The organism is Caballeronia sp. ATUFL_F1_KS39 (assembly GCF_023630985.1).
GTDB lineage: Bacteria > Pseudomonadota > Gammaproteobacteria > Burkholderiales > Burkholderiaceae > Caballeronia > Caballeronia zhejiangensis.
Window position 1 is genome coordinate 22,904 of record NZ_JALQDZ010000029.1, and the last position, 22,855, is coordinate 45,758.

23 protein-coding genes are annotated in these 22,855 nt (G+C 64.1%); 21 read left to right on the forward strand and 2 right to left on the reverse strand.

The genetic code is table 11. The features are described 5' to 3' along the window. Positions 1-3 precede the first annotated feature (3 nt). On the reverse strand, positions 4-420 hold the full coding sequence (locus NCR93_RS14010) for a YciI family protein (protein ID WP_175982937.1): 417 nt from the start codon (positions 418-420) through the stop codon (positions 4-6). Positions 421-613: 193 nt separating this feature from the next. Here NCR93_RS14010 and NCR93_RS14015 point away from each other — a divergent pair, with 193 nt between their 5' ends. From NCR93_RS14015 to NCR93_RS14040, 6 genes are read left to right on the forward strand one after another with little or no spacing between them, the layout of a single operon-like run. Beyond that, positions 614-1,633 carry a LacI family DNA-binding transcriptional regulator gene (locus NCR93_RS14015; protein ID WP_175982938.1) on the forward strand — a complete coding sequence of 340 codons (1,020 nt, stop codon included), beginning with the start codon at positions 614-616 and terminating at the stop codon, positions 1,631-1,633. Positions 1,634-1,635: 2 nt separating this feature from the next. Further along, entirely contained in the window at positions 1,636-3,123 is a 1,488-nt protein-coding gene (locus NCR93_RS14020) for a sugar ABC transporter ATP-binding protein (protein WP_175982939.1), read from the forward strand. Then, entirely contained in the window at positions 3,104-4,120 is a 1,017-nt protein-coding gene (locus NCR93_RS14025) for an ABC transporter permease (protein WP_008354108.1), read from the forward strand. The genes NCR93_RS14020 and NCR93_RS14025 overlap by 20 nt, the downstream gene beginning before the upstream one ends. Before the next feature lie 25 nt (positions 4,121-4,145). Further along, the gene (locus NCR93_RS14030; RefSeq protein WP_175982940.1) at positions 4,146-5,111 is read left to right on the forward strand and encodes a substrate-binding domain-containing protein; all 966 of its coding nucleotides are present in this window, start codon (positions 4,146-4,148) and stop codon (positions 5,109-5,111) included. A gap of 45 nt (positions 5,112-5,156) precedes the next feature. After that, complete coding sequence (locus NCR93_RS14035; protein ID WP_008354106.1) at positions 5,157-6,224, forward strand: sugar phosphate isomerase/epimerase family protein; 1,068 nt, start codon at positions 5,157-5,159, stop codon at positions 6,222-6,224. Then, positions 6,221-7,345 (forward strand): Gfo/Idh/MocA family protein, encoded by a 1,125-nt coding sequence (locus tag NCR93_RS14040; protein ID WP_175982941.1) that lies wholly within the window; start codon positions 6,221-6,223, stop codon positions 7,343-7,345. The genes NCR93_RS14035 and NCR93_RS14040 overlap by 4 nt, the downstream gene beginning before the upstream one ends. 145 nt (positions 7,346-7,490) lie before the next feature. Here the strand turns inward: NCR93_RS14040 and gnd are convergent, their stop codons facing one another. Further along, positions 7,491-8,897 carry an NADP-dependent phosphogluconate dehydrogenase gene (gene gnd / locus NCR93_RS14045; protein WP_175982942.1) on the reverse strand — a complete coding sequence of 469 codons (1,407 nt, stop codon included), beginning with the start codon at positions 8,895-8,897 and terminating at the stop codon, positions 7,491-7,493. 286 nt (positions 8,898-9,183) lie between these two features. Here gnd and NCR93_RS14050 point away from each other — a divergent pair, with 286 nt between their 5' ends. The 15 genes from NCR93_RS14050 to NCR93_RS14120 all read left to right on the forward strand — a co-directional run bounded on the left by NCR93_RS14050 (position 9,184) and on the right by NCR93_RS14120 (position 22,837). Then, complete coding sequence (locus NCR93_RS14050) at positions 9,184-9,525, forward strand: hypothetical protein (RefSeq protein WP_033536684.1); 342 nt, start codon at positions 9,184-9,186, stop codon at positions 9,523-9,525. A gap of 29 nt (positions 9,526-9,554) precedes the next feature. After that, complete coding sequence (gene panE / locus NCR93_RS14055; protein WP_008354101.1) at positions 9,555-10,481, forward strand: 2-dehydropantoate 2-reductase; 927 nt, start codon at positions 9,555-9,557, stop codon at positions 10,479-10,481. A 5-nt stretch (positions 10,482-10,486) separates the two neighbouring features. Continuing rightward, positions 10,487-11,038 carry a chromate transporter gene (locus NCR93_RS14060; protein ID WP_175982967.1) on the forward strand — a complete coding sequence of 184 codons (552 nt, stop codon included), beginning with the start codon at positions 10,487-10,489 and terminating at the stop codon, positions 11,036-11,038. Further along, positions 11,035-11,562, forward strand: coding sequence for a chromate transporter (locus tag NCR93_RS14065; protein ID WP_175982943.1), 528 nt, complete (start codon positions 11,035-11,037; stop codon positions 11,560-11,562). The genes NCR93_RS14060 and NCR93_RS14065 overlap by 4 nt, the downstream gene beginning before the upstream one ends. Before the next feature lie 55 nt (positions 11,563-11,617). Continuing rightward, the gene (locus NCR93_RS14070; RefSeq protein WP_008354098.1) at positions 11,618-11,956 is read left to right on the forward strand and encodes a thioredoxin family protein; all 339 of its coding nucleotides are present in this window, start codon (positions 11,618-11,620) and stop codon (positions 11,954-11,956) included. A gap of 87 nt (positions 11,957-12,043) precedes the next feature. After that, positions 12,044-12,748 carry a FadR/GntR family transcriptional regulator gene (locus tag NCR93_RS14075; RefSeq protein WP_175982944.1) on the forward strand — a complete coding sequence of 235 codons (705 nt, stop codon included), beginning with the start codon at positions 12,044-12,046 and terminating at the stop codon, positions 12,746-12,748. A gap of 10 nt (positions 12,749-12,758) precedes the next feature. Continuing rightward, positions 12,759-13,655: an L-threonate dehydrogenase gene (gene ltnD / locus NCR93_RS14080; protein ID WP_008354095.1), complete on the forward strand. Its 897-nt coding sequence runs from the start codon at positions 12,759-12,761 to the stop codon at positions 13,653-13,655. Continuing rightward, positions 13,652-14,929 carry a 3-oxo-tetronate kinase gene (otnK, locus tag NCR93_RS14085; protein ID WP_175982945.1) on the forward strand — a complete coding sequence of 426 codons (1,278 nt, stop codon included), beginning with the start codon at positions 13,652-13,654 and terminating at the stop codon, positions 14,927-14,929. The genes ltnD and otnK overlap by 4 nt, the downstream gene beginning before the upstream one ends. Beyond that, positions 14,929-15,570, forward strand: a complete 642-nt coding sequence (gene otnC / locus NCR93_RS14090; protein ID WP_175982946.1) for a 3-oxo-tetronate 4-phosphate decarboxylase — start codon at positions 14,929-14,931, stop codon at positions 15,568-15,570. The genes otnK and otnC overlap by 1 nt, the downstream gene beginning before the upstream one ends. Positions 15,571-15,904: 334 nt before the next feature. After that, positions 15,905-16,693, forward strand: coding sequence for a 2-oxo-tetronate isomerase (gene otnI / locus NCR93_RS14095; protein WP_008354092.1), 789 nt, complete (start codon positions 15,905-15,907; stop codon positions 16,691-16,693). 16 nt (positions 16,694-16,709) lie between these two features. Continuing rightward, a complete protein-coding gene (denD, locus tag NCR93_RS14100; RefSeq protein WP_008354091.1) occupies positions 16,710-17,675 on the forward strand; it encodes a D-erythronate dehydrogenase in 966 nt (321 codons plus the stop codon). A 266-nt stretch (positions 17,676-17,941) separates the two neighbouring features. Continuing rightward, on the forward strand, positions 17,942-19,054 hold the full coding sequence (locus NCR93_RS14105) for a DedA family protein/thiosulfate sulfurtransferase GlpE (protein WP_008354090.1): 1,113 nt from the start codon (positions 17,942-17,944) through the stop codon (positions 19,052-19,054). Then, a complete protein-coding gene (locus NCR93_RS14110; protein WP_008354089.1) occupies positions 19,051-20,853 on the forward strand; it encodes an FAD-dependent oxidoreductase in 1,803 nt (600 codons plus the stop codon). The genes NCR93_RS14105 and NCR93_RS14110 overlap by 4 nt, the downstream gene beginning before the upstream one ends. Before the next feature lie 382 nt (positions 20,854-21,235). Further along, on the forward strand, positions 21,236-21,904 hold the full coding sequence (locus NCR93_RS14115) for a cysteine hydrolase family protein (RefSeq protein WP_175982947.1): 669 nt from the start codon (positions 21,236-21,238) through the stop codon (positions 21,902-21,904). An 18-nt stretch (positions 21,905-21,922) separates the two neighbouring features. After that, positions 21,923-22,837, forward strand: coding sequence for an oxamate carbamoyltransferase subunit AllH family protein (locus tag NCR93_RS14120; RefSeq protein ID WP_175982948.1), 915 nt, complete (start codon positions 21,923-21,925; stop codon positions 22,835-22,837). Positions 22,838-22,855 lie beyond the last annotated feature (18 nt).

Genomic DNA, 22,855 nt, shown 5'->3' on the forward strand with positions numbered 1-22,855 from the left:
GCGTCAGCGCTTCGCGTTCTTCTGCATGTCATCGAAACCCGCCGCGGCTTGCTGCACGTCCGGCGGGAAATCGTCCATCTCCATGACCTGCCGCACTTCGATCATCTCCGTATCCGATCCGGGGCAACGCTTCGCCCATTCGATCGCTTCCTCGCGCGACTTCACCTGGACCATCCAGTAGCCGCCGAGCACTTCCTTCGCTTCGGCGAACGGTCCGTCGATGACGCGCGGCTTGCCGCCTTCGAACGTGACGCGCGCGCCCATCGACGGCGGATGCAGTCCGTCGAGCGCGAGCAGCACGCCGGCCTTCTGCAATTCCTCGTTGTATTTCATCATCGCGGTGACGGCTTCGGCGCTCGGCATCGTGCCCGGTTCGGCGCTTTCGTAGCCGCGCGGAATCATCAGCATCATGAATCGCATGTGGATCGCTCCTTGAAGTTGGTGTATTTATCGAGCGTCTTCGGTACGCTCACACCTAACGACGAGCAACATGACACGAGATCGACATGCCCGCCCTTAAGCGTTTTTCCCTAGTCGATTGCTGTTGCCTTCGCGACCCGTAAGATCAAATAATGTAATCCATTACATCTCGATCGCGACGCGCGGCAAAGCGATGTCAGATACGGTTCGACCACGCGAAGAAGTATCGATTGCCGACGTCGCTGAACGCGCGGGCGTGTCGGTCGCGACCGTATCGCGCGTGCTCAACGGACACACGAACGTTCGCGAGACGACGCGCGAAAAAGTGCTCGAAGCGGTCGCGACGAGCGGCTATCGCATCAACGAGCTGGCGCGCAATCTGCGCACGGCCGAAAGCCGCCTGCTCCTCACGATGGTCCCCGACTTCGGCAATCCGTTCTATGCGGCGATCGTGCGCGGCATCGACAGCGTCGCGCGTCAGAACGGCTACTTCATGCTGCTGTGCGATACCGGCGCGGACCCGTTGCGCGAGCGAAGCTATTTCGATCTGCTGCGCGGCCGCCGCGCCGATGGCGCCATCTGTCTCGATCCCGCCGCCGTGCAAAAAGCGCTCGCCGAAGAAGCGTCGACGCTGCCGTGGGTCGCGTGCTGCGAGTTCGATCCGGCGGCGGGCGTGCCGTACGTCGGCATCGACAATCATCTGGCCGCGGGCGATGTCGTGCGTTATCTGACGGCGAAGGGGCATCGGCGCATTGCGCTCATCAACTCGGGTCAGGGTTATCTGTATGGACGACAGCGGCTCGCGGGCTATCGCGATGCGTTGATCGAAGCCGGCATCGAGCCGCGCGCGGAGTGGCTGATCGAACTCGACAGCCTCGATTACGACGCGGGCGAGCGCGCGGCCGCGCAACTCGCATCGTTGGGCGATGCGCGTCCGACGGCCGCCTTCGCCGTGTCGGACACGCTCGCCATCGGCGTGATGAACGGCTTTCGCGGCGCGGGCTTTTCAGTGCCCGACGATGTCGCTGTCGTCGGCTTCGACGATATCGCCGTTGCCGCGCATGTCGATCCGCCGCTCACGACCGTTTCGCAGCCGATGCAACTGCTCGGCGAAACCGCAGCCGACCTGCTGCTCAAGCGCCTGCGCGACCCGCGCGCGGATGTGCCGGGCGTGCTGCTGCCGCATCGGCTGATTCGAAGAAGGAGCGCGTGACGATGAGCCTCGCCGTGCGCTTTCAGGGCATCGAAAAGCAGTTCGGGCCGGTGCGCGTGCTGCACGGCGTCAGCTTCGATCTCGCGCCGGGCCGCATCTACGGATTGCTCGGCGAGAACGGCGCGGGCAAGTCCACGCTGATGAAGATTCTCGCGGGCTACGAGCGTGCGAACGCGGGCGAGCTTTTCGTCGATGAACGCGCGCGCGACTTCGCGAGTTCGCGCGATGCCGAACATGCCGGCATCGTGCTGATCCATCAGGAATTGAATCTCGCGGATCATTTGAGCATCACGCAGAACATGTTCCTCGGGCACGAGCTGAAGAAAGGCTTCTTCCTCGATGAAGCCGCGATGCGCGACGATGCCCGCGCCGCGTTGAACGACGTCGGCCTGCACAAGAATCCCGATACGAAGGTGCGCGATCTGATCGTCGCGGAGAAGCAGCTCGTCGAGATCGCGAAGGCGATGTTGCGCAGCGCGCGCCTGCTCATCATGGACGAACCGACCGCGACGTTGACGCCATCGGAGACGCAGCGTCTCTTCGGCCTGATGGCGCGTCTGAAGGAAGCGGGCACGACCATCGTCTATATCTCGCACAAGCTCGACGAAGTGGAACGCGTGACCGACGAAGTGATCGTGATGCGCGATGGCCGCTTCGTCGCGCGCGCGCCGACCGACGAGCTGACGCGTCAGCAGATGGCCAATCTGATGGTCGGCCGCGAAGTCTCCGACATGTTCCCCGACAAGCCGCCGTTGTCCGACGACGCGCCGGTCGCGTTCGAAGTCGAAGGCGCATCGGTGCCGGGCTGGGCCGACGGCATCGGCTTTTCAGTGCGCAAGGGCGAAGTGTTCGGCTTCGCGGGACTCGTCGGCGCGGGGCGCACGGAGCTGTTCGAAGCGCTCGTCGGCCTGCGTCCGCTCTGTGCGGGGCGCGTCGTCATCGACGGAAAAACGGTCAAGCTCAAAGGCCCGCGCGAAGCGATGCAGCAAGGCCTCACTTATCTGAGCGAAGACAGAAAGGGGCGCGGCCTTCACGTCGACATGGCGCTGAAAGACAATCTCACGATGATGACGCTGGAGCGCTACGCGCATCCGCTCATCGATACGCGCGCGGAACGCGAAGCCCTGAACGCGGCGGTGAAGGACTTCGGCATACGCACCGGCAACGCGTCGATACGCGCGCGCATGCTGTCGGGCGGCAATCAGCAGAAGCTCGCGCTCGCGAAGTTCCTGAATCCCGATCCCCGCGTGATCGTGCTCGACGAACCCACGCGCGGCGTCGATGTCGGCGCGAAACGCGATATCTATTTCCTGATTCATCGGCTGGCCGCGGAAGGCCGCGCGGTGATCGTGATCTCGTCCGAACTGATCGAGCTGATCGGCTTGTGTCATCGCGTCGCGGTGATGCGCGCGGGCGAACTCGTCGCGACACTCGGCATGGATCTTTTGACCGAAGAGAGGTTGATCGCGCATGCGACCGGCACACACTGAAGACACCGAAAGCGAGAGCCGTCTCTCCACCGTCGCGCGCTTCATGTTCGGCGTCGGGCCGCTCATCGGGCTGATCGCGCTGTGTATCGGCGGCACCTTGCTCAACGGCGATTTCGCCACCGTCGACAACGCGATGAACGTGCTCACGCGCACGTCGTTCATTGGCATCATCGCGGTGGGGATGACCTTCGTCATCATCTCGGGCGGCATCGATCTGTCGGTCGGTTCGATGGCCGCGCTCATCGCGGGCAGCATGATCTACATGATGAACGCGCTGATGCAGGGCTTTCACGGCCACGCGGTGCCGCCGCTTCTGATCATCGCGCTCGGCATCGTGCTCGCGCTCGTGCTCGGCGCGCTGTTCGGCTTCGCGCATGGCGTGCTCGTGACGAAAGGGCGCATCGAGCCGTTCATCGTCACGCTCGGCACGCTCGGCATATTTCGCGCGCTGCTCACATGGCTCGCGGATGGCGGCGCGCTCACGCTCGACAACTCGCTCGTCGATCTTTACGGGCCGGTTTATTACGCGAGTCTGCTGCATGTTCCGGTGCCGATCTGGGTGTTCGCGATCGTGGCGGCGGGCGGTGCGCTCGTGCTCAATCGCACGGTGTACGGGCGTCATGTGCAGGCGATCGGATCGAACGAACAGGTCGCGCGTTATGCGGCGATTCGCGTGGATCGTGTGAAGATCGTCACGTATGTGCTGCTCGGTTTATGCGTGGCCGTCGCGACGATTCTGTATGTGCCGCGCTTAGGCTCCGCCACGCCGACGACGGGCCTCCTGTGGGAACTCGAAGCGATCGCGTCCGTCGTGGTCGGCGGCACGGCGCTGAAGGGCGGCGAAGGGCGCGTGATCGGCACGGTCATCGGCGCGATTCTGCTTTCGGTCATCAACAACATTTTGAATCTCACGAGCATCATCAGCGTGTATCTGAATGCGGCGGTGCAGGGCGCCGTCATCATCCTCGTAGCATTCTTGCAGCGCGGTCGTCGTTGATAGTCATAAAACAGGAGACATCGTCATGAAGAAAATGCTTCGCGCGCTCGGCGCGCTCACGTTGACGGCGAGCGCGTTCGCCGCTGCATCGTCGTCCGCATTCGCCGCCGACAAGGTCGTGCTGGGCGTCGCCATTCCGACCGCCGATCACGGCTTCACGGGCGGCATCGTGTGGTGGGCCAACGAAGCGAAGAAGGAACTGGAAAAGGCGCATCCCGACCTGAAGGTGATCGTGAAGACGGCGAGCACCGCGCCCGAGCAGGCGAACCAGTTGCAGGATTTGGTCACGGTCAACAAGATCAATGCGCTCGTGATCTTCCCGCAGGAATCGGCGTCGCTCACGCAACCGGTCGCGCAGGTCAAGAAGAAAGGCGTGTATGTGACGGTGGTCGATCGCGGCCTGACCGACACGAGCGCGCAGGACGCGTACGTCGCCGGCGACAACACCGCTTTCGGCAAGATTCCCGCCGAGTTTCTCGCGAAGCAGTTGAACGGCAAGGGCGATATCGTCGCGCTACGCGGCATTCCGACGACACTCGACAACGAGCGCTGGAACGCCTTCGAAGGCGTGCTGAAGCAATATCCCGACATCAAGATTCTCGATGCGAAATACGCCAACTGGAATCGCGACGATGCGTTCAAGGTAATGCAGGACTATCTCACGCGCTTCAAGCATATCGACGCCGTGTGGGCCGCGGATGACGACATGATGGTCGGCGTGCTGAAGGCGATCGATCAGGCGAAGCGCACGGACATCAAGATCGTGTTCGGCGGTGCGGGATCGAAGGAAGCGGTGAAGCGCATCATGGACGGCGATGCGCGCGTGCCGGCCGATGTCTCGTATTCGCCGAAGTTCATCTACGACGCGATCAAGCTGACCGCCGACGCGCGCCTGAAGGGCGACAAGCTGCCGCCGACGACGATCATCCCGTCGGTGCTCATCACGAAGGACAACGCCAAGCAGTTCTATTTCCCGAACTCGCCGTTCTGATGCGCGAAGGCCGTTCATCCGGCCTTCTTTTTGTGGAGGCGAAAGATGAAAACCATCAAAGGCCCGGCGATATTTCTCGCACAGTTCATGGGCGATCAGGCGCCGTTCGATACGCTCGCGAATCTCGCGTCGTGGGCGGCGTCGCTCGGTTACAAGGGCATACAGGTGCCTGCCGATCCGCGTCTGATCGATCTGGAGAAGGCCGCATCGAGCGATGCGTATTGCGATGAGATTCGCCGCACCGTCGACGATGCGGGCGTCGCGATCACCGAGTTGTCGACGCATCTGCAAGGGCAACTGGTCGCCGTGCATCCCGCATACGACACGCTGTTCGATGGCTTCGCCGCGCCGCATGTGCGGGGCGATCCGGCCGCGCGGACCGAATGGGCGATCGCGCAAATGAAGCTCGCGGCGGCGGCGTCGAAGCGTCTCGGCTTGAACGCGCACGTGACGTTTTCGGGCGCGCTCGCGTGGCCGTATGTGTATCCGTGGCCGCAGCGTCCGGCGGGTCTCGTCGAAGCCGCGTTCGAAGAGCTTGCGAACCGCTGGCGTCCGATTCTCGACGAGTTCGATCGCGCGGGCATCGACGTGTGTTACGAACTTCATCCTGGCGAAGACCTGCATGACGGCGTGACGTTCGAGCGTTTTCTCGCGGCGGTGGACGATCATCCGCGCGCGAACATCCTGTTCGATCCGAGCCACTTCATGTTGCAGCAGCTCGACTACCTTGCGTTCATCGACATCTATCACGCGCGCATCAAGGCGTTTCACGTAAAGGACGCCGAGTTCCGGCCGAGCGGGAAACAGGGCGTGTACGGCGGCTATTCCGGATGGGTCGATCGCGCCGGCCGCTTCCGTTCGCTGGGCGATGGCCAGATCGACTTCAAGGCGATCTTCTCGAAGATGGCGCAATACGATTTCGGCGGCTGGGCCGTGCTCGAATGGGAATGCGCGCTGAAGCATCCGGAAGACGGCGCGCGCGAAGGCGCGGTGTTCATCCGCGATCACATCATCCGCGTGGCCGAGCGCGCCTTCGATGACTTCGCGGGCAGCGGCGCGAGCCGCGAGCAGATGCGCGGCGTGCTCGGCATCGATTCCGGAGACAAGCGATGAATCGCGTGCGGTTGGGGATGGTCGGCGGCGGCGAGGGCGCGTTCATCGGCGCGGTGCATCGCATTGCGGCACGGCTCGACGATCGCTATGAACTCGTCGCGGGCGCGTTGTCGTCGGATGCGCGGCGCGCGGCATCGAGCGCCGCGGCGATCGGGCTCGCGCGCAGCTACGACGATTTTCGCGAGATGGCGCGCATCGAGGCTGGACGCTCGGACGGCATCGAGGCGGTCGCGATCGTCACGCCGAATCATCTGCATGCGCCGATCGCGACCGCTTTTCTCGAAGCGGGCATTCACGTGATTTGCGACAAGCCGCTCGCCGTTTCGCTCGATGAAGGCGAGGCGCTGGCGAAGCTCGCGCGCGAGAAGGATCGCGTGTTCGCGGTGACTTATACCTACACGGGTTATCCGCTCGTGCGGCATGCGCGCGGAATGGTACAGCGCGGCTTGCTCGGCGACATTCGCGTGGTGCAGATCGAGTATGCGCAGGACTGGCTGTCTCTTCCTGTCGAGACGCAGGCGAACCGGCAGGCCGTATGGCGCACCGATCCCGCGCTCGCTGGACCGGCGGGATGTCTCGGCGATATCGGCACGCACGCGTATCAGCTTGCGGAATACGTGACGGGGATGCGGCCATCCGAGCTTGCCGCCGATGTGACGACGTTCGTGCCGAATCGTCGTGTGGACGATCATGTTCAGGCGATGTTGCGCTACGAGAACGGCGCGCGTGGCATGTTGTGGGCGAGTCAGGTCGCGGCCGGCGAGGAGAACGCGTTGCGATTGCGCGTGTATGGGACGAAGGCGGGCATTGCGTTCGATCAGCAGAAGCCGAACGAATTGTGGTTCACGCCGATAGGCGGCGCGTCGGAGCGCATCACGCGCGGGCGCGTGCAAAGTCCTGAAGCGCTGCACGCGACGCGCGTGCCGGCGGGACATCCGGAAGGGTATCTGGAAGCGTTCGCGCAGGTTTATACGGATGCGGCGGCGTGTATCGCGAGCGGGACGACGCAGGGGGATGACTGGCTGACGACCGTCGAGGATGGGGTCGCGGGGTTGCGGTTCGTGGAGGCGGTGTTGAGGAGTGGGGGGCGGAATGGGGAGTGGGTGGGGCTGAAGAATTAGTCGAATACCCACTTTCTTCGCCTTCAGCCGAAATGCGCGCCAAACGCTCGATTGCGAATCGAAGGTTTCGCAGCTTGGCTGCAAGAAAAAACGCGGCTTCCAAAGGAAGCCGCGTCTCATGCTCTCGATCTGTTCAGTCAGATCCTCACGTCCAATTCGCGTGAAAACTCCCTTCCTTATCCGTGCGTTCGAACGTATGCGCGCCGAAGAAATCGCGCTGCGCCTGCACCAGGTTCGCGGGCAACCTCTCCGACCGATACGCATCGAAGTAAGCAATCGCCGACGAGAACGCCGGCACCGGAATCCCCGCCTTCACGGCCGCCACGACGACATCGCGCAGCGCTTCCTGATACTTCGCCGCGATATCGCTGAAATACGGATCGAGCAACAGATTCGCGAGGTCGGGCTTCGCAGCATAAGCATCGGTGATCTTCTGCAAAAAGCGCGCGCGGATGATGCAGCCCGCCCGGAAAATCTTCGCGATCTCGCCGTAATGCAGATCCCACTTGTACTCTTCCGACGCCGCGCGCAACTGCGCAAAACCTTGCGCATACGAGACGATCTTCGACAGATACAACGCACGCCGCACCGACTCGACGAACGCCGCGCGATCGCCGTCGAACTTCGGCGTCGGGCCTGCCAGCACCTTGCTCGCCGCCACACGCTGCGTCTTCAGCGACGACAGCACGCGCGCAAACACCGCTTCCGTAATCAAAGGCAGCGGCGCGCCGAGGTCCAGCGCGTTCTGGCTCGTCCACTTGCCCGTGCCCTTTTGCGCGGCGCGGTCGAGAATCACATCGACGAGATCCTTGCCGGTTTCCTCGTCCTTCTTCGAGAAAATCTTCGACGTGATTTCGATCAGGTAACTGTCCAGTTCGCCCTGATTCCACTCCACATACACCTTGCCCAGCTCTTCGTTCGACAGACCCGCGACGCGCTTGAGCACGTCATAGCTCTCGGCGATCAACTGCATGTCGCCGTATTCGATGCCGTTGTGCACCATCTTCACGAAATGGCCCGCGCCGTCCGGGCCCATGTACGCGACGCACGGCTCGCCGTCCGGCGCCTTCGCGGCGATTTCCGTGAGGATCGGCGCGACGAGTTCGTACGCTTCCTTCTGTCCGCCCGGCATGATCGACGGGCCTTTGAGCGCGCCTTCCTCGCCGCCCGACACGCCCGTGCCGATGAAATGCAGCCCCGACTTCGCGAGATCCTGATTGCGGCGGATCGTGTCGGTGAAATGCGTGTTGCCGCCGTCGATGAGAATGTCGCCCTTTTCCAGCAGCGGACGCAGCGAAGCGATGGTCTCGTCGGTGCCGGCGCCGGCCTTCACCATCATCAGAATGCGGCGCGGCTTTTCGAGCGACTCGACGAACTCTTCGAGCGTGTAGGTCGGCACGAGCTTCTTGTCGGGATGTTCGGCAATCAGTTCGTCGGTTTTGGCGCGGCTGCGGTTGAATACCGAAACGGCGTGGCCGCGGCTCTCGATGTTCAAGGCCAGGTTGCGGCCCATGACGGCGAGGCCTACCACGCCGATAGCTTGCTTGCTCATTGCTTGATCTCCGAATGACCGAAGCGTCGCGCGGCTCGTGGCGCGCGGCTTCGGGATGAAAACGTGTCGATGGGGCGGCGCCCGCGCGAGAGAGATCGTCTCCGGTTCCGACCGGCGGCGCGATGGGCCGCGCCGATGTCCGATCGTTTTGCGCGAGCGCAGACCGCCCGAATTTACCACTTTGAGACGCATCCGGCAGGGGCCGCGCCGTCCGATCGAGCGCCAAAAGCATCGCCGTCATAGAATGGACGCCCGCAACGAGCACGCCGCGAAGGCCATCCGAAACATGCCGCCCGCCCGGCGCGCGCGCAGCCATCATTACTCCGTCTACGTCGTCGAACTGTCCGGAACGGTCTGGAACGAAGCGCGTTTCCGTCGCGCGAATCCGGATTACGTGATCGGCATGCCGTTCGTCTACGTGGGCATGACGGGCATCGATCCCGACGTGCGCTTCGACAAGCACAAGGCCGGCATCCAGTCGAATCGCTACGTCCGCGAATACGGACTGCGGCTCCTGCCGCAACTGTATGAGATGTACAACCCGATGCCCTACGACGGCGCGCGCGACATGGAAGTGGAACTGGCGATCGGCTTGCGCGAAGCGGGCTATGGCGTCTGGCAGGCGTGAACGATTCATACAGCGAAAAGGAGCGAGACATGCGGATTCTGGTAGTGGGCGCGGGGGCCATCGGCGGATATTTCGGTGCACGGCTGCTCGAAGCGGGCCGCGACGTGACCTTTCTCGTGCGCGAGCGCCGCGCCGAGCGGCTGCGTCAGTGCGGCCTGAAAGTGAAGAGCCCGGAAGGCGATCTCGCGTTCGCCTGTCCGCCGATGGTGCTCGCGAAAGACATCGACGGCCCTTACGATCTCGTGCTCCTGAGCTGCAAGGCCTACGACCTGCAAGGCGCGATCGATTCCTTCGCGCCCGCCGTCGGTCCCGATACCGCGATCCTGCCGCTCCTGAACGGCATGGGCCATCTCGACGCGCTCGACGCGCGCTTCGATCCCGCGAACGTGCTCGGCGGCCAATGCGTGATCGCCGCGACGCTCGACGCCGAAGGCGAGATCGTGCATCTGAACAACATGCATTCGATGACTATCGGCGAGCGCACGGGCGGCCGCTCGGCGCGCATCGACGCAATCGCCGCGCAACTCGACGGCGCGGGCTTCGATTTAAACGTGAGCGAAGACATCCTTCAGTCGATGTGGGACAAGTGGGTGTTCCTCGCCACGCTCGCGACCGGCACCTGCCTGATGCGCGCGCCCATCGGCGATATTCTCGCGGCGCCGGGCGGCGAGGCGCTGCTGTTCCAGCTCTTCGACGAATGCTGCGGCATCGCCGGCGACAACGCGCACGCACCGGGCGAGGCGGTCGTCACGCGCGCGCGGGCGTTCTTCTCGGAGCGCGGCTCGCCGATGACCGCATCGATGCTGCGCGATCTCGAGAACGGCGCGCCGATCGAGGCGGATCACATCGTCGGCGATCTGCTGTCGCGGCGGCGCACGCAAATCGCCGGGCTGTCGGCGCTGGCGGTCGCATACGCGCATCTGAAAGCCTACGAAGCGCGCCGGGCACGCGCGTGAGCGTCATGTCCGGCGACGGCCACGCGCCACGGCCGACGGTCACCGAAATCTTCATCGGCTTTCTGACGCTCGGGCTGACGGCGTTCGGCGGCGCGCTGCCGCTCGCGCGGCGCGAGATCGTCGAGCGCCGCAAATGGCTCGACGCCGACGCGTTCACCGATCTCCTCGGCCTCTGTCAGTTCCTGCCGGGCGGCAACGTGATCAATCTGTCGGTGGCAATCGGCATGCGCTTTCGCGGCGTGCCGGGCGCGCTCGCGGGCTTGCTGGGGCTGCTTGTCGGACCGTCGCTCATCGTGATCGGGCTCGGCGTGATCTATCAGCGCACGCATCAGGACCCGCGCATCGCGCATCTGTTCGCGGGGCTCGCGGCGGCTGCGGCGGGCCTGCTCATCGCGATGGCGGCGAAGATCATGTGGCCGCTGCGCCGGAAGCCGGAAACGGCGATCGTCGCGCTTCTGATGTTCGCGTCGATAGCGATCCTGCGCACGCCGCTCCTGCCGACGATGCTCGTCTTCACGCCGATTTCGGTGCTGATCGCGTGGAAAGTCCGCCGATGAAAAACGATCTGCTTTCGCTCGCGGCGATCTTCAGTCAGCTCTCGCTGCTCGCGTTCGGCGGCGGCAATTCGATCCTGCCGGAAATGCAGCGTCAGGTCGTGCAGGTTCACGAATGGATGTCGAAGGCCGATTTCTCCGCGCTCTTCGCGCTCGCGCAGGCCGCGCCGGGCCCGAACATGATGGTCGTCACGCTGATCGGCTGGCATGTCGCCGGCTGGCCCGGCGTGCTGGTGACGTCGATCGCGAAGTTCGGGCCGTCGTCGCTCGTGACGATCGCCGCGATGCACGCGTGGGAGCGCTTCAAGGATCGCCCGTGGCGGCGCTTCATCCAGCTCGGGCTCGTGCCGATCACGGCCGGGCTCGTCGCGGCGAGCGCGTTGCTGATCGCCGAGGCATCCGATGGAACCTGGACGCTCGCGGCCATCACGGCGCTCGTCGCGCTCGTCTCGTACCGGACGAAGCTGCATCCGCTGTGGCTGCTCGCGGGCGGCGCGCTCATCGGGCTGACGGGTTTCGGCCAGTAAGATCGGGCAAGTTTTCTGCTGGCTTCATCGACAACAAAAGACAAGGAAGCACGCCATGAGCATGAACATCGAATACGCGAAGACCGCACCGGATCGCACGGAAATCGACGCGCTCACCGGCCCGACGGTCGTCGAGTTCGGCACCGACTGGTGCGGTTTCTGCCGTGCCGCGCAACCGTTGATCGCGCAGGCATTTCAGGATCATCGCGCGGTGCAGCACATCAAGATCGAGGATGGCAGCGGCCGCCCGCTCGGACGTTCGTTTCGCGTAAAGCTCTGGCCGACGCTCGTCTTCATGCTCGGCGGCAAGGAAGTCGCGCGCCTCGTGCGCCCCGGCGACGTCTCCGAAATTCGTGACGCGCTCGCGCTCATCGACGAGCCGCTCGCGCAGTAAGCCATGACCGAGGGTTATTCCTCGGTCCACGTCCATCGTAAAAATTTGTATGATGACCCGATGACCTGACGAGGCGCATCGAGTCGCATGTTCGAGAAAATTCCGCCGCGCGCGTTGAGCGACACCGTCGCGCAAAAATTGCAAAAGCTGATCGAGAACGGCAGTTTCGCCGCGACCGGCAAGCTGCCGACCGAAGCGGTGCTCGCGCAGGAATTCGGCGTGAGCCGCACGGTCATTCGCGAAGCCATCTCGCGGCTGAAGAACGAAGGCATGGTCGAGCCGCGTCAGGGCAGCGGCGTATTCATCGTCGAGCGCGCGGGGATTCGGCCGTTGCGCATCGATTATGCGCAGGCGGTCGAGCCCGGCGCGGTCGTGCAGATTCTCGCGCTGCGCCGGGCGATCGAGGCCGAAGTGGCATCCGAAGCCGCGCAGCGGCGTACCGACGAACAACTCGCCGCCATCGATGACGCGCTCGCATCCATCGATGAAGCCGTGCGCGATGGCCGCGACGGCGTCGCCGAGGACGTCGCGTTCCATCGGGAAATCGCCAACGCGACCGGCAATCCGTACTTCCTGAAAACCCTCACGTTTCTGAACCAGTACCTGGAAGCGGGCACGCTCGTTACGCGCGGCAACGAGGCGCTGCGCGAGGACTTCATGCGTCAGGTGCGCGAGGAGCACGCGGCGATCGTCGAGGCGATCCGCGCGCGCGAGCCCGACGCCGCGCGCCACGCCGCGCAGACGCATCTCATCAACGCCGCGCGCCGACTGGCGGAAGCGGGCATCTGTTAAGGAATCTGCGATGACACGAAACGTCGGAGTGATCGGTTTGGGCGCAATGGGCATGGGCGTCGCGCGCTCGTTGCTGCGGGCGGGCTTCGCCGTGCATGCGTGCGACGTGCGCCAGCCGGTGCTCGATGCGTTCGCGGCCGAAGGCGGCATCGCGTGCGCGTCGCCGGCCGAGTTGGGCGGCAAGTGCGCGGTCGTGCTGACGGTCGTCGTCAATGCGGCGCAGACCGAAGCCGTGCTGTTCGGCGAAACCGGCGCGGTCGAAGCGATGAAACCCGGCGGCGTCGTGCTCGCGTGCGCGACGGTATCGCCGCAATTCGCCGCCGATCTCGGCAAGCGCATCGGCGAGAAGGGCGTGCACATGCTCGACGCGCCCTTGTCCGGCGGCGCGGCGAAAGCCAGCTCGGGCGAAATGACGATGATGACCTCCGGCCCCGCCGACGCCTACGCTGCCTGCGAGGACGTACTCGACGCGATCGCGGGCAAGGTCTATCGGCTCGGCGACGCCCACGGCGCGGGCTCGAAGGTGAAGATCATCAATCAGTTGCTGGCGGGCGTGCATATCGCGGCGGCGGCCGAAGCGATGGCGCTCGGTCTGCGCGAAGGCGTCGATCCGGATGCGCTTTACGACGTCATCACCCACAGCGCGGGCAATTCGTGGATGTTCGAGAATCGCGTGCCGCACATTCTTTCGGGCGATTACACACCGCTTTCCGCCGTCGATATTTTCGTTAAGGACTTGGGCCTCGTGCTCGACACGGCGCGCACGTCGAAATTTCCGTTGCCGCTGTCGGCGGCGGCGCATCAGATGTTCATGATGGCGTCCACGGCCGGACACGGCGGCGAGGACGATTCCGCGGTCATCAAGATTTTTCCGGGCATCGACATTCCGAAGGGAGCGAAGCAATGACGCAAGCGGCGCAGGCACTGCTCGGCTGTATCGCCGACGATTTCACCGGCGCGACCGATCTCGCCAACATGCTCGTGCGCGGCGGCATGCGCACGGTGCAGACCATCGGCGTGCCGGAAGCGAGCGCGCGGATCGAGGCGGACGCGATCGTCGTCGCGCTGAAGTCGCGCACGATTCCCGCCGACGACGCCATGCGCCAGTCGCTCGATGCGCTCGAATGGCTGCGCGCGCAGGGCTGCCGCCAGTTCTTCTTCAAATATTGCTCGACGTTCGATTCGACCGACAAGGGCAACATCGGCCCGGTCGCGGACGCGTTGCTCGACGCGCTGAAGGACGATTTCACGATTGCGTGCCCGGCGTTTCCCGAGAATGGGCGCACGATTTTTCGCGGCAACCTGTTCGTCGGCGATGTGTTGCTGAACGAATCGGGCATGGAGAATCATCCGCTCACGCCGATGACCGATCCGAACCTCGTGCGCGTCTTGCAGCGTCAGACGAAATCGAAGGTCGGGCTCATTCGTTACGACACGATTGCGAAGGGGGCGGACGCGATCCGCGCGCGCATCGATGAATTGAAGAAGGACGGCGTGCGCCTCGCGATCGCGGATGCCGTTTCGGACGCGGACTTGTACGTGCTCGGCGACGCATGCCGCGATGTGAAGCTGATTACGGGCGGCTCGGGCATCGCGCTTGGATTGCCGCAGAATTTCCGCGCGGCGAATCTGCTGGCGCACGCGGAGCACGCCGCCGATTTGCCGACGATCGAGGGCAAAGCGGTGGTGCTGGCGGGGAGTGCATCGAAGGCGACGAACGCGCAGGTTGCGCACTGGCGCGAATCGAAGCCGGCGTTTCGCGTCGATCCGATGGCGTTGTCGCGCGGCGAGCCGGTCGTGCAGAGCGCGGTCGAATTCGCGCGCCAGCATGACGAGCCGGTGCTGATTTACGCGACGTCATCGCCGGAAGAAGTGAAGGCGGTGCAGAAGGAACTGGGCGTCGAGAAGGCGGGGCATCTGGTGGAAGACGCGCTTGCGTCGATAGCCCGGACATTGCGCGATGACGGCTGCGCCAAATTCGTCGTGGCGGGCGGCGAAACGTCGGGCGCGGTGGTGCAGGCGCTGGACGTGCGTTCGTTGCGCATCGGGCCGCAGATCGATCCGGGCGTGCCGGCGACGCAATCGATCGGCGCGGATGGAAGCGGGGCGCTGGGCCTGGCGCTCAAGTCCGGCAATTTCGGCACGACCGATTTCTTTGAAAAGGCGTTGAAGGCACTGTGATGGCATCGAACGAGAACGCTATTCGCGAAGAGATCTGCGTGACGGGCAGAAGCCTGTACGAGCGCCGATATACGGTGGGCAGCGCGGGCAACATCAGCGCGCGGCTCGACGATGGCTGGCTGATCACGCCGACGGATGCGTGCCTGGGCCGCCTCGATCCGAACGATATTGCGAAGGTGGATGCGCGAGGCAATCACGTATCGGGCGGACGTCCGTCGAAGACGTTGGCGCTGCATCGCCGGATCTACGAAAACGATGCGAACGCGCGCGGCGTGGTGCATACGCATTCGACGCATCTGGTGGCGCTGACGTTGGCGGGCGTGTGGAAGAACGACGATGTATTGCCGCCGATCACGCCGTATTACGTGATGAAGGTGGGCCATGTTCCGCTGATAGCGTACCGCCGACCGGGCGACGAGTCGGTGGCGGAGGAAGTGGCGGCGTTGGCGTCGCGCGTGAGGGCGGTGTTGCTGGAGCGGTTGGGGCCGGTGGTGTGGGAGAAGTCTGTGTCGCACGCGAGCTATGCGTTGGAGGAGTTGGAGGAGACGGCGCGGCTGTATCTATCGACGATGCCGCGTCCGGAGCCGTTGGCGGAAGAAGCGATAGAGGAATTGAAGAAGACGTTCGGCGCGCGCTGGTAACACAGAGCCGACTGACCGATCGGCCGCGAAGCGGGCTGGAGCCGTTTCGTGCTGAACCAGCGCGCGAAACGGACTAGCTGGTCGGACCGTGCGCGAGCCAGGCCCGATGGGGCCTATGAGGGCACTCTTTAGGCGAGTGCCACGGTGGACGAGAGTACTACCCAAATTGCGTGTGACCGCGGGCCTGAAAAGCTGCTTTCTTTGCTTACTTTCTTTGCAGCAGCAAAGAAAGTAAGTGCCGCCCCGCACAGGGGCAACGCGAATAGACCGACTCGAACACAGGATTCCATGGAAGCAAGCGCATTCGAAACCGGAACAGACGGAGCACAAGCAAATGCCAAGATTCGCAGCAAACCTGACGATGATGTACCCCGAGCACGCTTTCCTGGACCGCTTCGCCGCAGCGGCGAAGGATGGTTTCAAGGCGGTGGAATTCCTGTTCCCTTACGACTTTGAAGCGAACGAAATCAAGCAGCGCTTAACGGACAATGGCTTGACGCAGGCGTTGTTCAACGCCCCGCCGGGCGACTGGGCGAAGGGCGAACGCGGCATCGCCTCGTTACCGGGCCGCGAGGAAGAGTTCAAGCAGAGCGTCGCAAAGGGACTCGAATACACCGCCGTGCTGGGCAACGAGAAACTGCACGTCATGGCCGGCCTGATCGCAAAAGATCAGAACAGAGAGCAACATCGCGCGGTGTATCTGAAGAACCTCGAATACGCGGCAAAAGAAGCGCAGAAAGCGGGCATAACGATCGTGATCGAGCCGATCAACACCCGCGACATACCCGGTTTCTTCCTGAACCGCCAAGACGAAGCACAGCAAATCTGCGATGAGATCAATGCGCCGAATTTAAAAGTGCAATTCGACATCTATCACTGCCAGATCGTGGAAGGCGACATCGCGATGAAGCTTAAGCGCGACATGAAGCGCCCGAATGCGGGCATCGGCCATATCCAGATTGCGGGCGTGCCGGAGCGCCACGAACCGGGCATCGGCGAATTGAACTATCCGTATCTCTTCGAACTGATCGATTCGCTTGGCTACGAGGGCTTCATCGGCTGCGAATACAAACCGAAGGCCGGCACGTCGGAAGGTCTCGGCTGGCTCAAACCTTATCTGTAAAAACGGAAGCGACCACATGAAGATACTCATCACGGGCGGCGCGGGCTTCATCGGTCAGCGACTCGCAAAGCGGCTGCTCGCGCGCAACGAGCTCAATGGCAAGCCGATCACGGAACTGGTGCTGCTCGACGTAGCGCGTCCGCAAGACGACAGCCTGCTGAACGACAAACGCGTGCGCGCCGAAACCGGCGACATCTCCGACCCGGCGGTGCTGCAACGCCACGTCGACACGGGGACGGAAGCCATCTTCCATCTCGCTGCGATCGTGAGCGGCCAGGCCGAAGCGGATTTCGATCTCGGCATGAAGATCAACCTCGACGCGTCGCGCGCGCTGCTCGAAGTGTGCCGCGCGGCGGGCCACAAGCCGCGCGTCGTGTTCACGAGTTCGGTCGCGGTGTACGGCGGCGCGCTGCCCGACGTCGTGCAGGACGACACCGCGCTGAATCCGCAATCGTCGTACGGAACGCAAAAGGCGATCGCCGAGCTGCTGCTCTCCGATTACGCGCGGCGCGGTTTCGTCGATGGCCGCGTGCTGCGCCTGCCGACGATCAGCGTGCGCCCCGGCAAGCCCAACGCGGCGGCGTCGTCGTTCGCGAGCGGCATCATCCGCGAGCCGCTGAACGGCGAGCGTTCGACGTGTCCCGTCGATGGCGAAACGCGTCTGTGGCTGCTGTCGCCGAAAAGCGCGGTCGAGGCGCTGATCGCCGGCTGCGAAATCGAGCGCGAAAAGCTCGGCTTGCGGCCAGTCATCAATCTGCCGGGGCTGTCGGTCAGCGTGAACGAGATGGTCGCGGCGCTGCGCGAAGTGGCGGGCGACGAAGTCGTGCAGCGCATCGACTGGCAGCGCGACGAACGCATCGAGAAGATCGTGTGCAGTTGGCCGGGCGCGTGGAATACGGCGCGCGCGGAGCAACTCGGCCTGTCGGGCGATAAAAATTTCGCCGACGTGATCCGCGCCTATATCGCCGACGACCTCGCCTGAATCCCACTCTCCGGGCATCGCGCGCGCGATGCCCGCGTCCCGCGCGCCTGTCATGCTTACGATCGCGTTTCCGGGCTACACTTATCTCTTAAATGTGACGAACGTCGGCCCGGCGCCGCGCGTATCGCGTTGAACCACGAGCGGCCGCAAGCGCTCGTATCTCTCTCGCTTTCGTGCCTTGCGTGCCTAACGTGCTCCGTGCGCCTTCGCAGCGCCGTTCGCGGCGCGCGTCCCGTGAACAGACCATTCCCGCGCGGGAGATTCCCATGTTGTTGCATCAGCTAGTCGATCGATTCGGCCCGGCGATCGTGTTCGTCAACGTGATGGGCTCGGCGCTCGGGCTGCCCGTGCCCGCCATGCCGACGATGATCGTCGTCGGCGCATCCATCGCGCTGATGGCGGTCGACGGCGGCGCATTCTGGCCGCCGCTCGTGGGCGTGCTGTGCGTCGCGGTGGCGGGCGGCGTGCTCGGCGATCTCGTCTGGTTCCAGGGCGGGCGCAAGTATGGCGACAAAACGCTCAAGACCATCTGCAAGCTCTCGCTTTCGCGCGATACCTGCGTGAAGAAGACCGAACGCTTCTTCGGGCGCTGGGGCGTACGCATCCTGCTCGTCGCGAAGTTCATCCCCGGTCTTTCGCTCGTCTCCGTGCCGCTCGCGGGCGCGATGGGCGTGAAGCTGCGCAGCTTCATCGCGCACGACGGCGCGGGCATCGCGCTGTGGGGCGCGGTCGGGCTGACGGTCGGCGTCATCTTCGCGGCGCAGTTGGAGATGGTCTTCGCGATGATCTCGCAGCTCGGGCGGCAGGCGGTGGCGGTCGTCGCGGTGCTGCTCGCGATCTACGTCACGTACCGCTGGTGGCGCCGCCGCGCGCTCATGGCGACGCTGGAAAAAGCGCGCATCAGCGTGGACGAGCTGTATGCGCTCATGAACGACGAGCCGCTGCCCGTAATCTTCGACATCCGTTCGCCCGAAAAACGCATGCTCGATCCCGAAGCGATTCCCGGCTCGATGTTCGCCGACGAACGCGATCTCGCGAAGATCATCGAGAGCTACGACAAGTCGCGCAAGGTCGTCATCTATTGCTCGTGTCCGAACGAAGTGTCGGCTGCGTGGATGGCGAAGACCATGCGTAACGCGGGTTTTCGCGACGTCGTGCCGCTCACGGGCGGGCTCGACGCGTGGCGGCTCGCCGGTTTTCACGTCGCGACGCTGACCGAGTTCGGCGAGCTCGCGGCGTCGTCGCCCGAGGAAGTCGCGGAAATGGCGGCGATGTGCCCGTGGCCCGTCAAGTCGTCGGTATCGGGATCGGCGTCGGCATCGCCCGCGGGCACCGCATCCCTGCATGAAGCTGGTTTTCCACACGGAGATCGCGCATGAGTACCACGCCGTTCAACGAGTCCTCTCAGGACATGCCGAATGTCGTCGCATGGAGCGCGCGCGAGCCGATGGAGAGTCCGAATCCGAACGTGGTGCCGACGCCCGCCGCCGCATCCTCGACGAGCGACGACAACGCGCCCTTCTCGCCGCTCGAAAGCCGCGTGCACCAGATGTTCCCGCGCCTGACCGATAACGAGATCGAGCGCATGAGCCGCTTCGGCACGCCGGCGCACTATCGCGCGGGCGAGTGGATTTTCCGCGTCGGCGAAACCGGGCGCGGCATGGTGATCGTCCTGAAGGGCGCGGTGCGCGTGACGCGGCGCGATGCGCTCGGCATCGAGCACATCGTGCGCGAGCACGGCGAGGGGCATTTTCTCGCGGAAGTGGCGCAACTCTCGGGCAAGCCGTGTCTCGTCGACGGCATGGCGGTCGGCGAAGTGGATGGCATCGTGATTCCGCCGGAGCGTCTGCGGGCGCTGCTCGTCGCCGAAGCGGAACTGGGCGAGCGCATCATGCGCGCGCTGATCCTGCGGCGCGTCGGCCTCATCGAAAAGGGCAGCGGACCGGTGCTGCTCGGCCCGTCCGACGACGGCCGTCTCGTGTCGCTGCAAGGCTTCCTGCGCCGGAATGGTTATCCGCACACGGTGATCGACGCCTGCACCGACCCCGATGCGATCTCGCTGCTCGAACGCATTTCGGCATCGACGGCCGATTTCCCGCTCGTCATCTGCCCGGACGGCACCGTGTTGCGCGCGCCCGATGAAAATCAGGTCGCGACGCAGCTCGGCTGGCTGCCGGAGTTCGATCCCGCGCATGTCTACGATGTCGCCGTCGTCGGCGCGGGTCCGGCCGGTCTTGCGACGGCGGTGTACGCGGCGTCGGAAGGTCTGTCGGTCGCGGTGTTCGATTGCCGCGCGCCGGGCGGGCAGGCGGGCGCGAGCTCGCGCATCGAGAACTATCTCGGCTTTCCGACCGGCATCTCGGGTCAGGCGCTCGCCGGGCGCGCGTTCGTGCAGGCGCAGAAGTTCGGCGCGCATATCGCGATTCCGACGAAGATCAAGGCGCTGCATTGCGACTGCAATCCGATCCAGATCGAACTACAGAACGGCACGCGCGTGACGACGCAGACGGTCGTGATCGCTTCGGGTGCGGCGTATCGGCGGCCGGACATCGCGGGGCTCGATCGGTATGAAGGGCACGGCACGTATTACTGGGCGTCGCCGGTCGAGGCGAAGCTCTGCAAGAACGCGGAAGTCGTGCTCGTCGGCGGCGGCAATTCGGCGGGACAGGCCGTCGTCTATCTCGCGACGCATGCGAAGCACGTCCATGTGCTGATTCGCGGCGCGGGGCTGTCGTCGAGCATGTCGCACTATCTGGTCGAGCGCATCGGCTCGCTGCCGAACGTCACGGTGCGAACGCATACGCAGATCACCTCGCTCGACGGCGACGGCCGCGCGCTCACGGCGGTCAATTGCAAGTCGCCGGATGGGCCGCTCACGATCGAGTCGCGGCATCTGTTCCTCTTCACCGGCGCGGACCCGAATACCGACTGGTTGCGCAACTGCAACGTGAACGTCGACGGGAAAGGCTTCGTGCTGACTGGACCGGAGGCCCACGAAGGGCGCACCGAAGGCGTCATGGCGCTGGAAACCAGCGTGCCGGGGGTGTTCGCTATCGGCGACGTGCGCTCGAGTTCGACGAAACGCGTCGCGGCGGCGGTCGGCGAAGGCGCTGCGGTCGTCGCGCAGATTCACGGCTTGCTCGCGAAGCGCGAAGCTTTGAGCGTGCCCGTGGCGTAAAACGCGCATCACGCTCCCGACGATAAAAACGGCCACTCGACAGTGGCCGTTTTTATTTTCGAATATCACGCGACTCACGCGACATTCCGACTCAGTTGCAAAAGACTGTCTAAAGCCGCGCCAGTATTGACGCTCTGGGCGCTCATTATTGAGCTTCGAGAAATTTGATCCTCGGCGTTCAATCATTTCATCGTGTTCCAATTCGCGCTGCCTATAATCAGTTCGAAGTTCTGTCGAATTTGAACCGCACTGATTTTCAGTGGCATTAAGAATCGAATAATCGCGCGAACGGAGAATTCAATTATTTCGAATTCCTTATGAGTTCGTGCGTTTAAACCAATCGAACCGATCCATTTAATTCAACGAAGAAGAGGAGTATGCCGTGACGCAAAAACATTTCCGCGCCGAACCTTTCGATCTGGCTTTCGAGCTGAAACACACGGCGCTCGTCATGATCGACATGCAACGCGATTTCGTCGAACCCGGCGGATTCGGCGAAGCGCTGGGCAACGACGTGTCGTTCGTGCGCACCGCGATCGAACCGTGCAAGCGCGTGCTGGCCGCGGCGCGCGACGCCGGCATGCTCGTCATTCATACGCGGGAAGGCCATCGCGCCGACCTGACGGATTGCCCGCCGGCCAAACTCACGCGCGGCGGCAAGACTTTCATCGGCTCCGACGGTCCGATGGGCCGCATCCTCGTGCGTGGGGAGAAGGGCCACGACCTGATTCCGGAACTGTATCCGGTCGCGGGCGAGCCGGTCATCGACAAGCCGGGCAAGGGCGCGTTCTATGAAACCGACCTGCATCTCATCCTGAAGAATCACGATATCCGCACGCTGATCGTGTGCGGCGTGACGACCGAAGTGTGCGTAACGACGACCGTGCGCGAGGCCAACGATCGCGGCTTCGAATGCATCGTGCCGCAGGATTGCGTCGGTTCGTACTTCCCCGAGTTCCAGAAGTACGCGCTCGAGATGATCAAGGCGCAAGGCGCGATCTTCGGCTGGGTCAGCGACGCCGGCGCGGTCATCGAAGCGCTGCGCGGCTAAGGCGCGCTGAGCCTGCGCATGAGTCCGATCACGCTACGCGGCCTGAGCATCGGCTATCTGGCGCGGCCGGGCTTGTCGCGCACCGGGGATTTCGCGGTGCACAGCAGTTTCAGGCACGCGCTCAATCTCGTCGCGCAGACGGGCGACTGGTTCACGCTCGTCGATGCCGCGTGCGAGAACCTGTCGTGCGGCGCGCGCGTGAGCGCGCCGCCGGATTGGGACTGGCGCGACCATGCGCGGCCTGGCGAGCGCGTCCCGTTTTCCAATGGCCGTCTGAGCGGCGCGACGTGGCAGGTCGATCTGACCGGCGCGGCGTGCTGGCAGCCCGCGCTGCAAAGCGCAACCGGCGTGCGGATGTCGCCGGATGCGTTGTCGGCGCGGCATGAGCGCGTCGCGGCGCGGCTTGCGGCGCACTGCGCGCGGCACGCCGTGGCAGGCGCGCTGCAGTGGCTGCCGGGCTGGCCAGCGCACGCGCGCGCCGTCAGGCTGAGTCCACACGATGACCCCGCCACGCTCGCTGCCACGGTTCACGCGCTCGTCGGCCTCGGCGGCGGTCTCACGCCCGACGGCGACGATTATCTGCTCGGCTATCTCGCGGCGATTTGGGCCGCGCTCGGCGATCCGCAAATCGACGCGCATCGGCATGTCTTGTCGACCGAGCTGCGCGCGAATCTGCATCGCACGAACGATATCAGCCGCCATTACCTGCAACTCGCGCTCGACGGACATTTCAACGAACCGGTCGATCGATTTATCGCGATTGCATCGGCGGCGGACGAAAGCGCGGATATCGAACATGCCGCCGATGCCGTGATGCGCTGGGGCGCGTCGTCCGGCGTGGATTGTCTCGGCGGCATTTTGCACGGCATGCGCGCATGGCGAGAAACGATTCGAATGCGCGAAGCGAAATCATTATTCCCGGAATCGGCTTGAAGCATTTGCGATTCTGTT

Excerpts from the sequence above, each read along its gene's own strand:
- otnC (WP_175982946.1), top strand. The coding sequence starts at position 14,929 with ATGGCATCGAACGAGAACGCTATTCGCGAAGAGATCTGCGTGACGGGC.
- otnK (WP_175982945.1), top strand. The coding sequence starts at position 13,652 with ATGACGCAAGCGGCGCAGGCACTGCTCGGCTGTATCGCCGACGATTTC.
- NCR93_RS14010 (WP_175982937.1), bottom strand. The coding sequence starts at position 420 with ATGCGATTCATGATGCTGATGATTCCGCGCGGCTACGAAAGCGCCGAA.
- NCR93_RS14015 (WP_175982938.1), top strand. The coding sequence starts at position 614 with ATGTCAGATACGGTTCGACCACGCGAAGAAGTATCGATTGCCGACGTC.
- otnI (WP_008354092.1), top strand. The coding sequence starts at position 15,905 with ATGCCAAGATTCGCAGCAAACCTGACGATGATGTACCCCGAGCACGCT.
- NCR93_RS14020 (WP_175982939.1), top strand. The coding sequence starts at position 1,636 with ATGAGCCTCGCCGTGCGCTTTCAGGGCATCGAAAAGCAGTTCGGGCCG.
- NCR93_RS14070 (WP_008354098.1), top strand. The coding sequence starts at position 11,618 with ATGAGCATGAACATCGAATACGCGAAGACCGCACCGGATCGCACGGAA.
- NCR93_RS14040 (WP_175982941.1), top strand. The coding sequence starts at position 6,221 with ATGAATCGCGTGCGGTTGGGGATGGTCGGCGGCGGCGAGGGCGCGTTC.
- NCR93_RS14065 (WP_175982943.1), top strand. The coding sequence starts at position 11,035 with ATGAAAAACGATCTGCTTTCGCTCGCGGCGATCTTCAGTCAGCTCTCG.
- NCR93_RS14110 (WP_008354089.1), top strand. The coding sequence starts at position 19,051 with ATGAGTACCACGCCGTTCAACGAGTCCTCTCAGGACATGCCGAATGTC.
- NCR93_RS14105 (WP_008354090.1), top strand. The coding sequence starts at position 17,942 with ATGTTGTTGCATCAGCTAGTCGATCGATTCGGCCCGGCGATCGTGTTC.
- NCR93_RS14050 (WP_033536684.1), top strand. The coding sequence starts at position 9,184 with ATGCCGCCCGCCCGGCGCGCGCGCAGCCATCATTACTCCGTCTACGTC.
- panE (WP_008354101.1), top strand. The coding sequence starts at position 9,555 with ATGCGGATTCTGGTAGTGGGCGCGGGGGCCATCGGCGGATATTTCGGT.
- NCR93_RS14120 (WP_175982948.1), top strand. The coding sequence starts at position 21,923 with ATGAGTCCGATCACGCTACGCGGCCTGAGCATCGGCTATCTGGCGCGG.
- NCR93_RS14035 (WP_008354106.1), top strand. The coding sequence starts at position 5,157 with ATGAAAACCATCAAAGGCCCGGCGATATTTCTCGCACAGTTCATGGGC.
- denD (WP_008354091.1), top strand. The coding sequence starts at position 16,710 with ATGAAGATACTCATCACGGGCGGCGCGGGCTTCATCGGTCAGCGACTC.
- NCR93_RS14060 (WP_175982967.1), top strand. The coding sequence starts at position 10,487 with ATGTCCGGCGACGGCCACGCGCCACGGCCGACGGTCACCGAAATCTTC.
- NCR93_RS14075 (WP_175982944.1), top strand. The coding sequence starts at position 12,044 with ATGTTCGAGAAAATTCCGCCGCGCGCGTTGAGCGACACCGTCGCGCAA.
- gnd (WP_175982942.1), bottom strand. The coding sequence starts at position 8,897 with ATGAGCAAGCAAGCTATCGGCGTGGTAGGCCTCGCCGTCATGGGCCGC.
- NCR93_RS14025 (WP_008354108.1), top strand. The coding sequence starts at position 3,104 with ATGCGACCGGCACACACTGAAGACACCGAAAGCGAGAGCCGTCTCTCC.
- ltnD (WP_008354095.1), top strand. The coding sequence starts at position 12,759 with ATGACACGAAACGTCGGAGTGATCGGTTTGGGCGCAATGGGCATGGGC.
- NCR93_RS14030 (WP_175982940.1), top strand. The coding sequence starts at position 4,146 with ATGAAGAAAATGCTTCGCGCGCTCGGCGCGCTCACGTTGACGGCGAGC.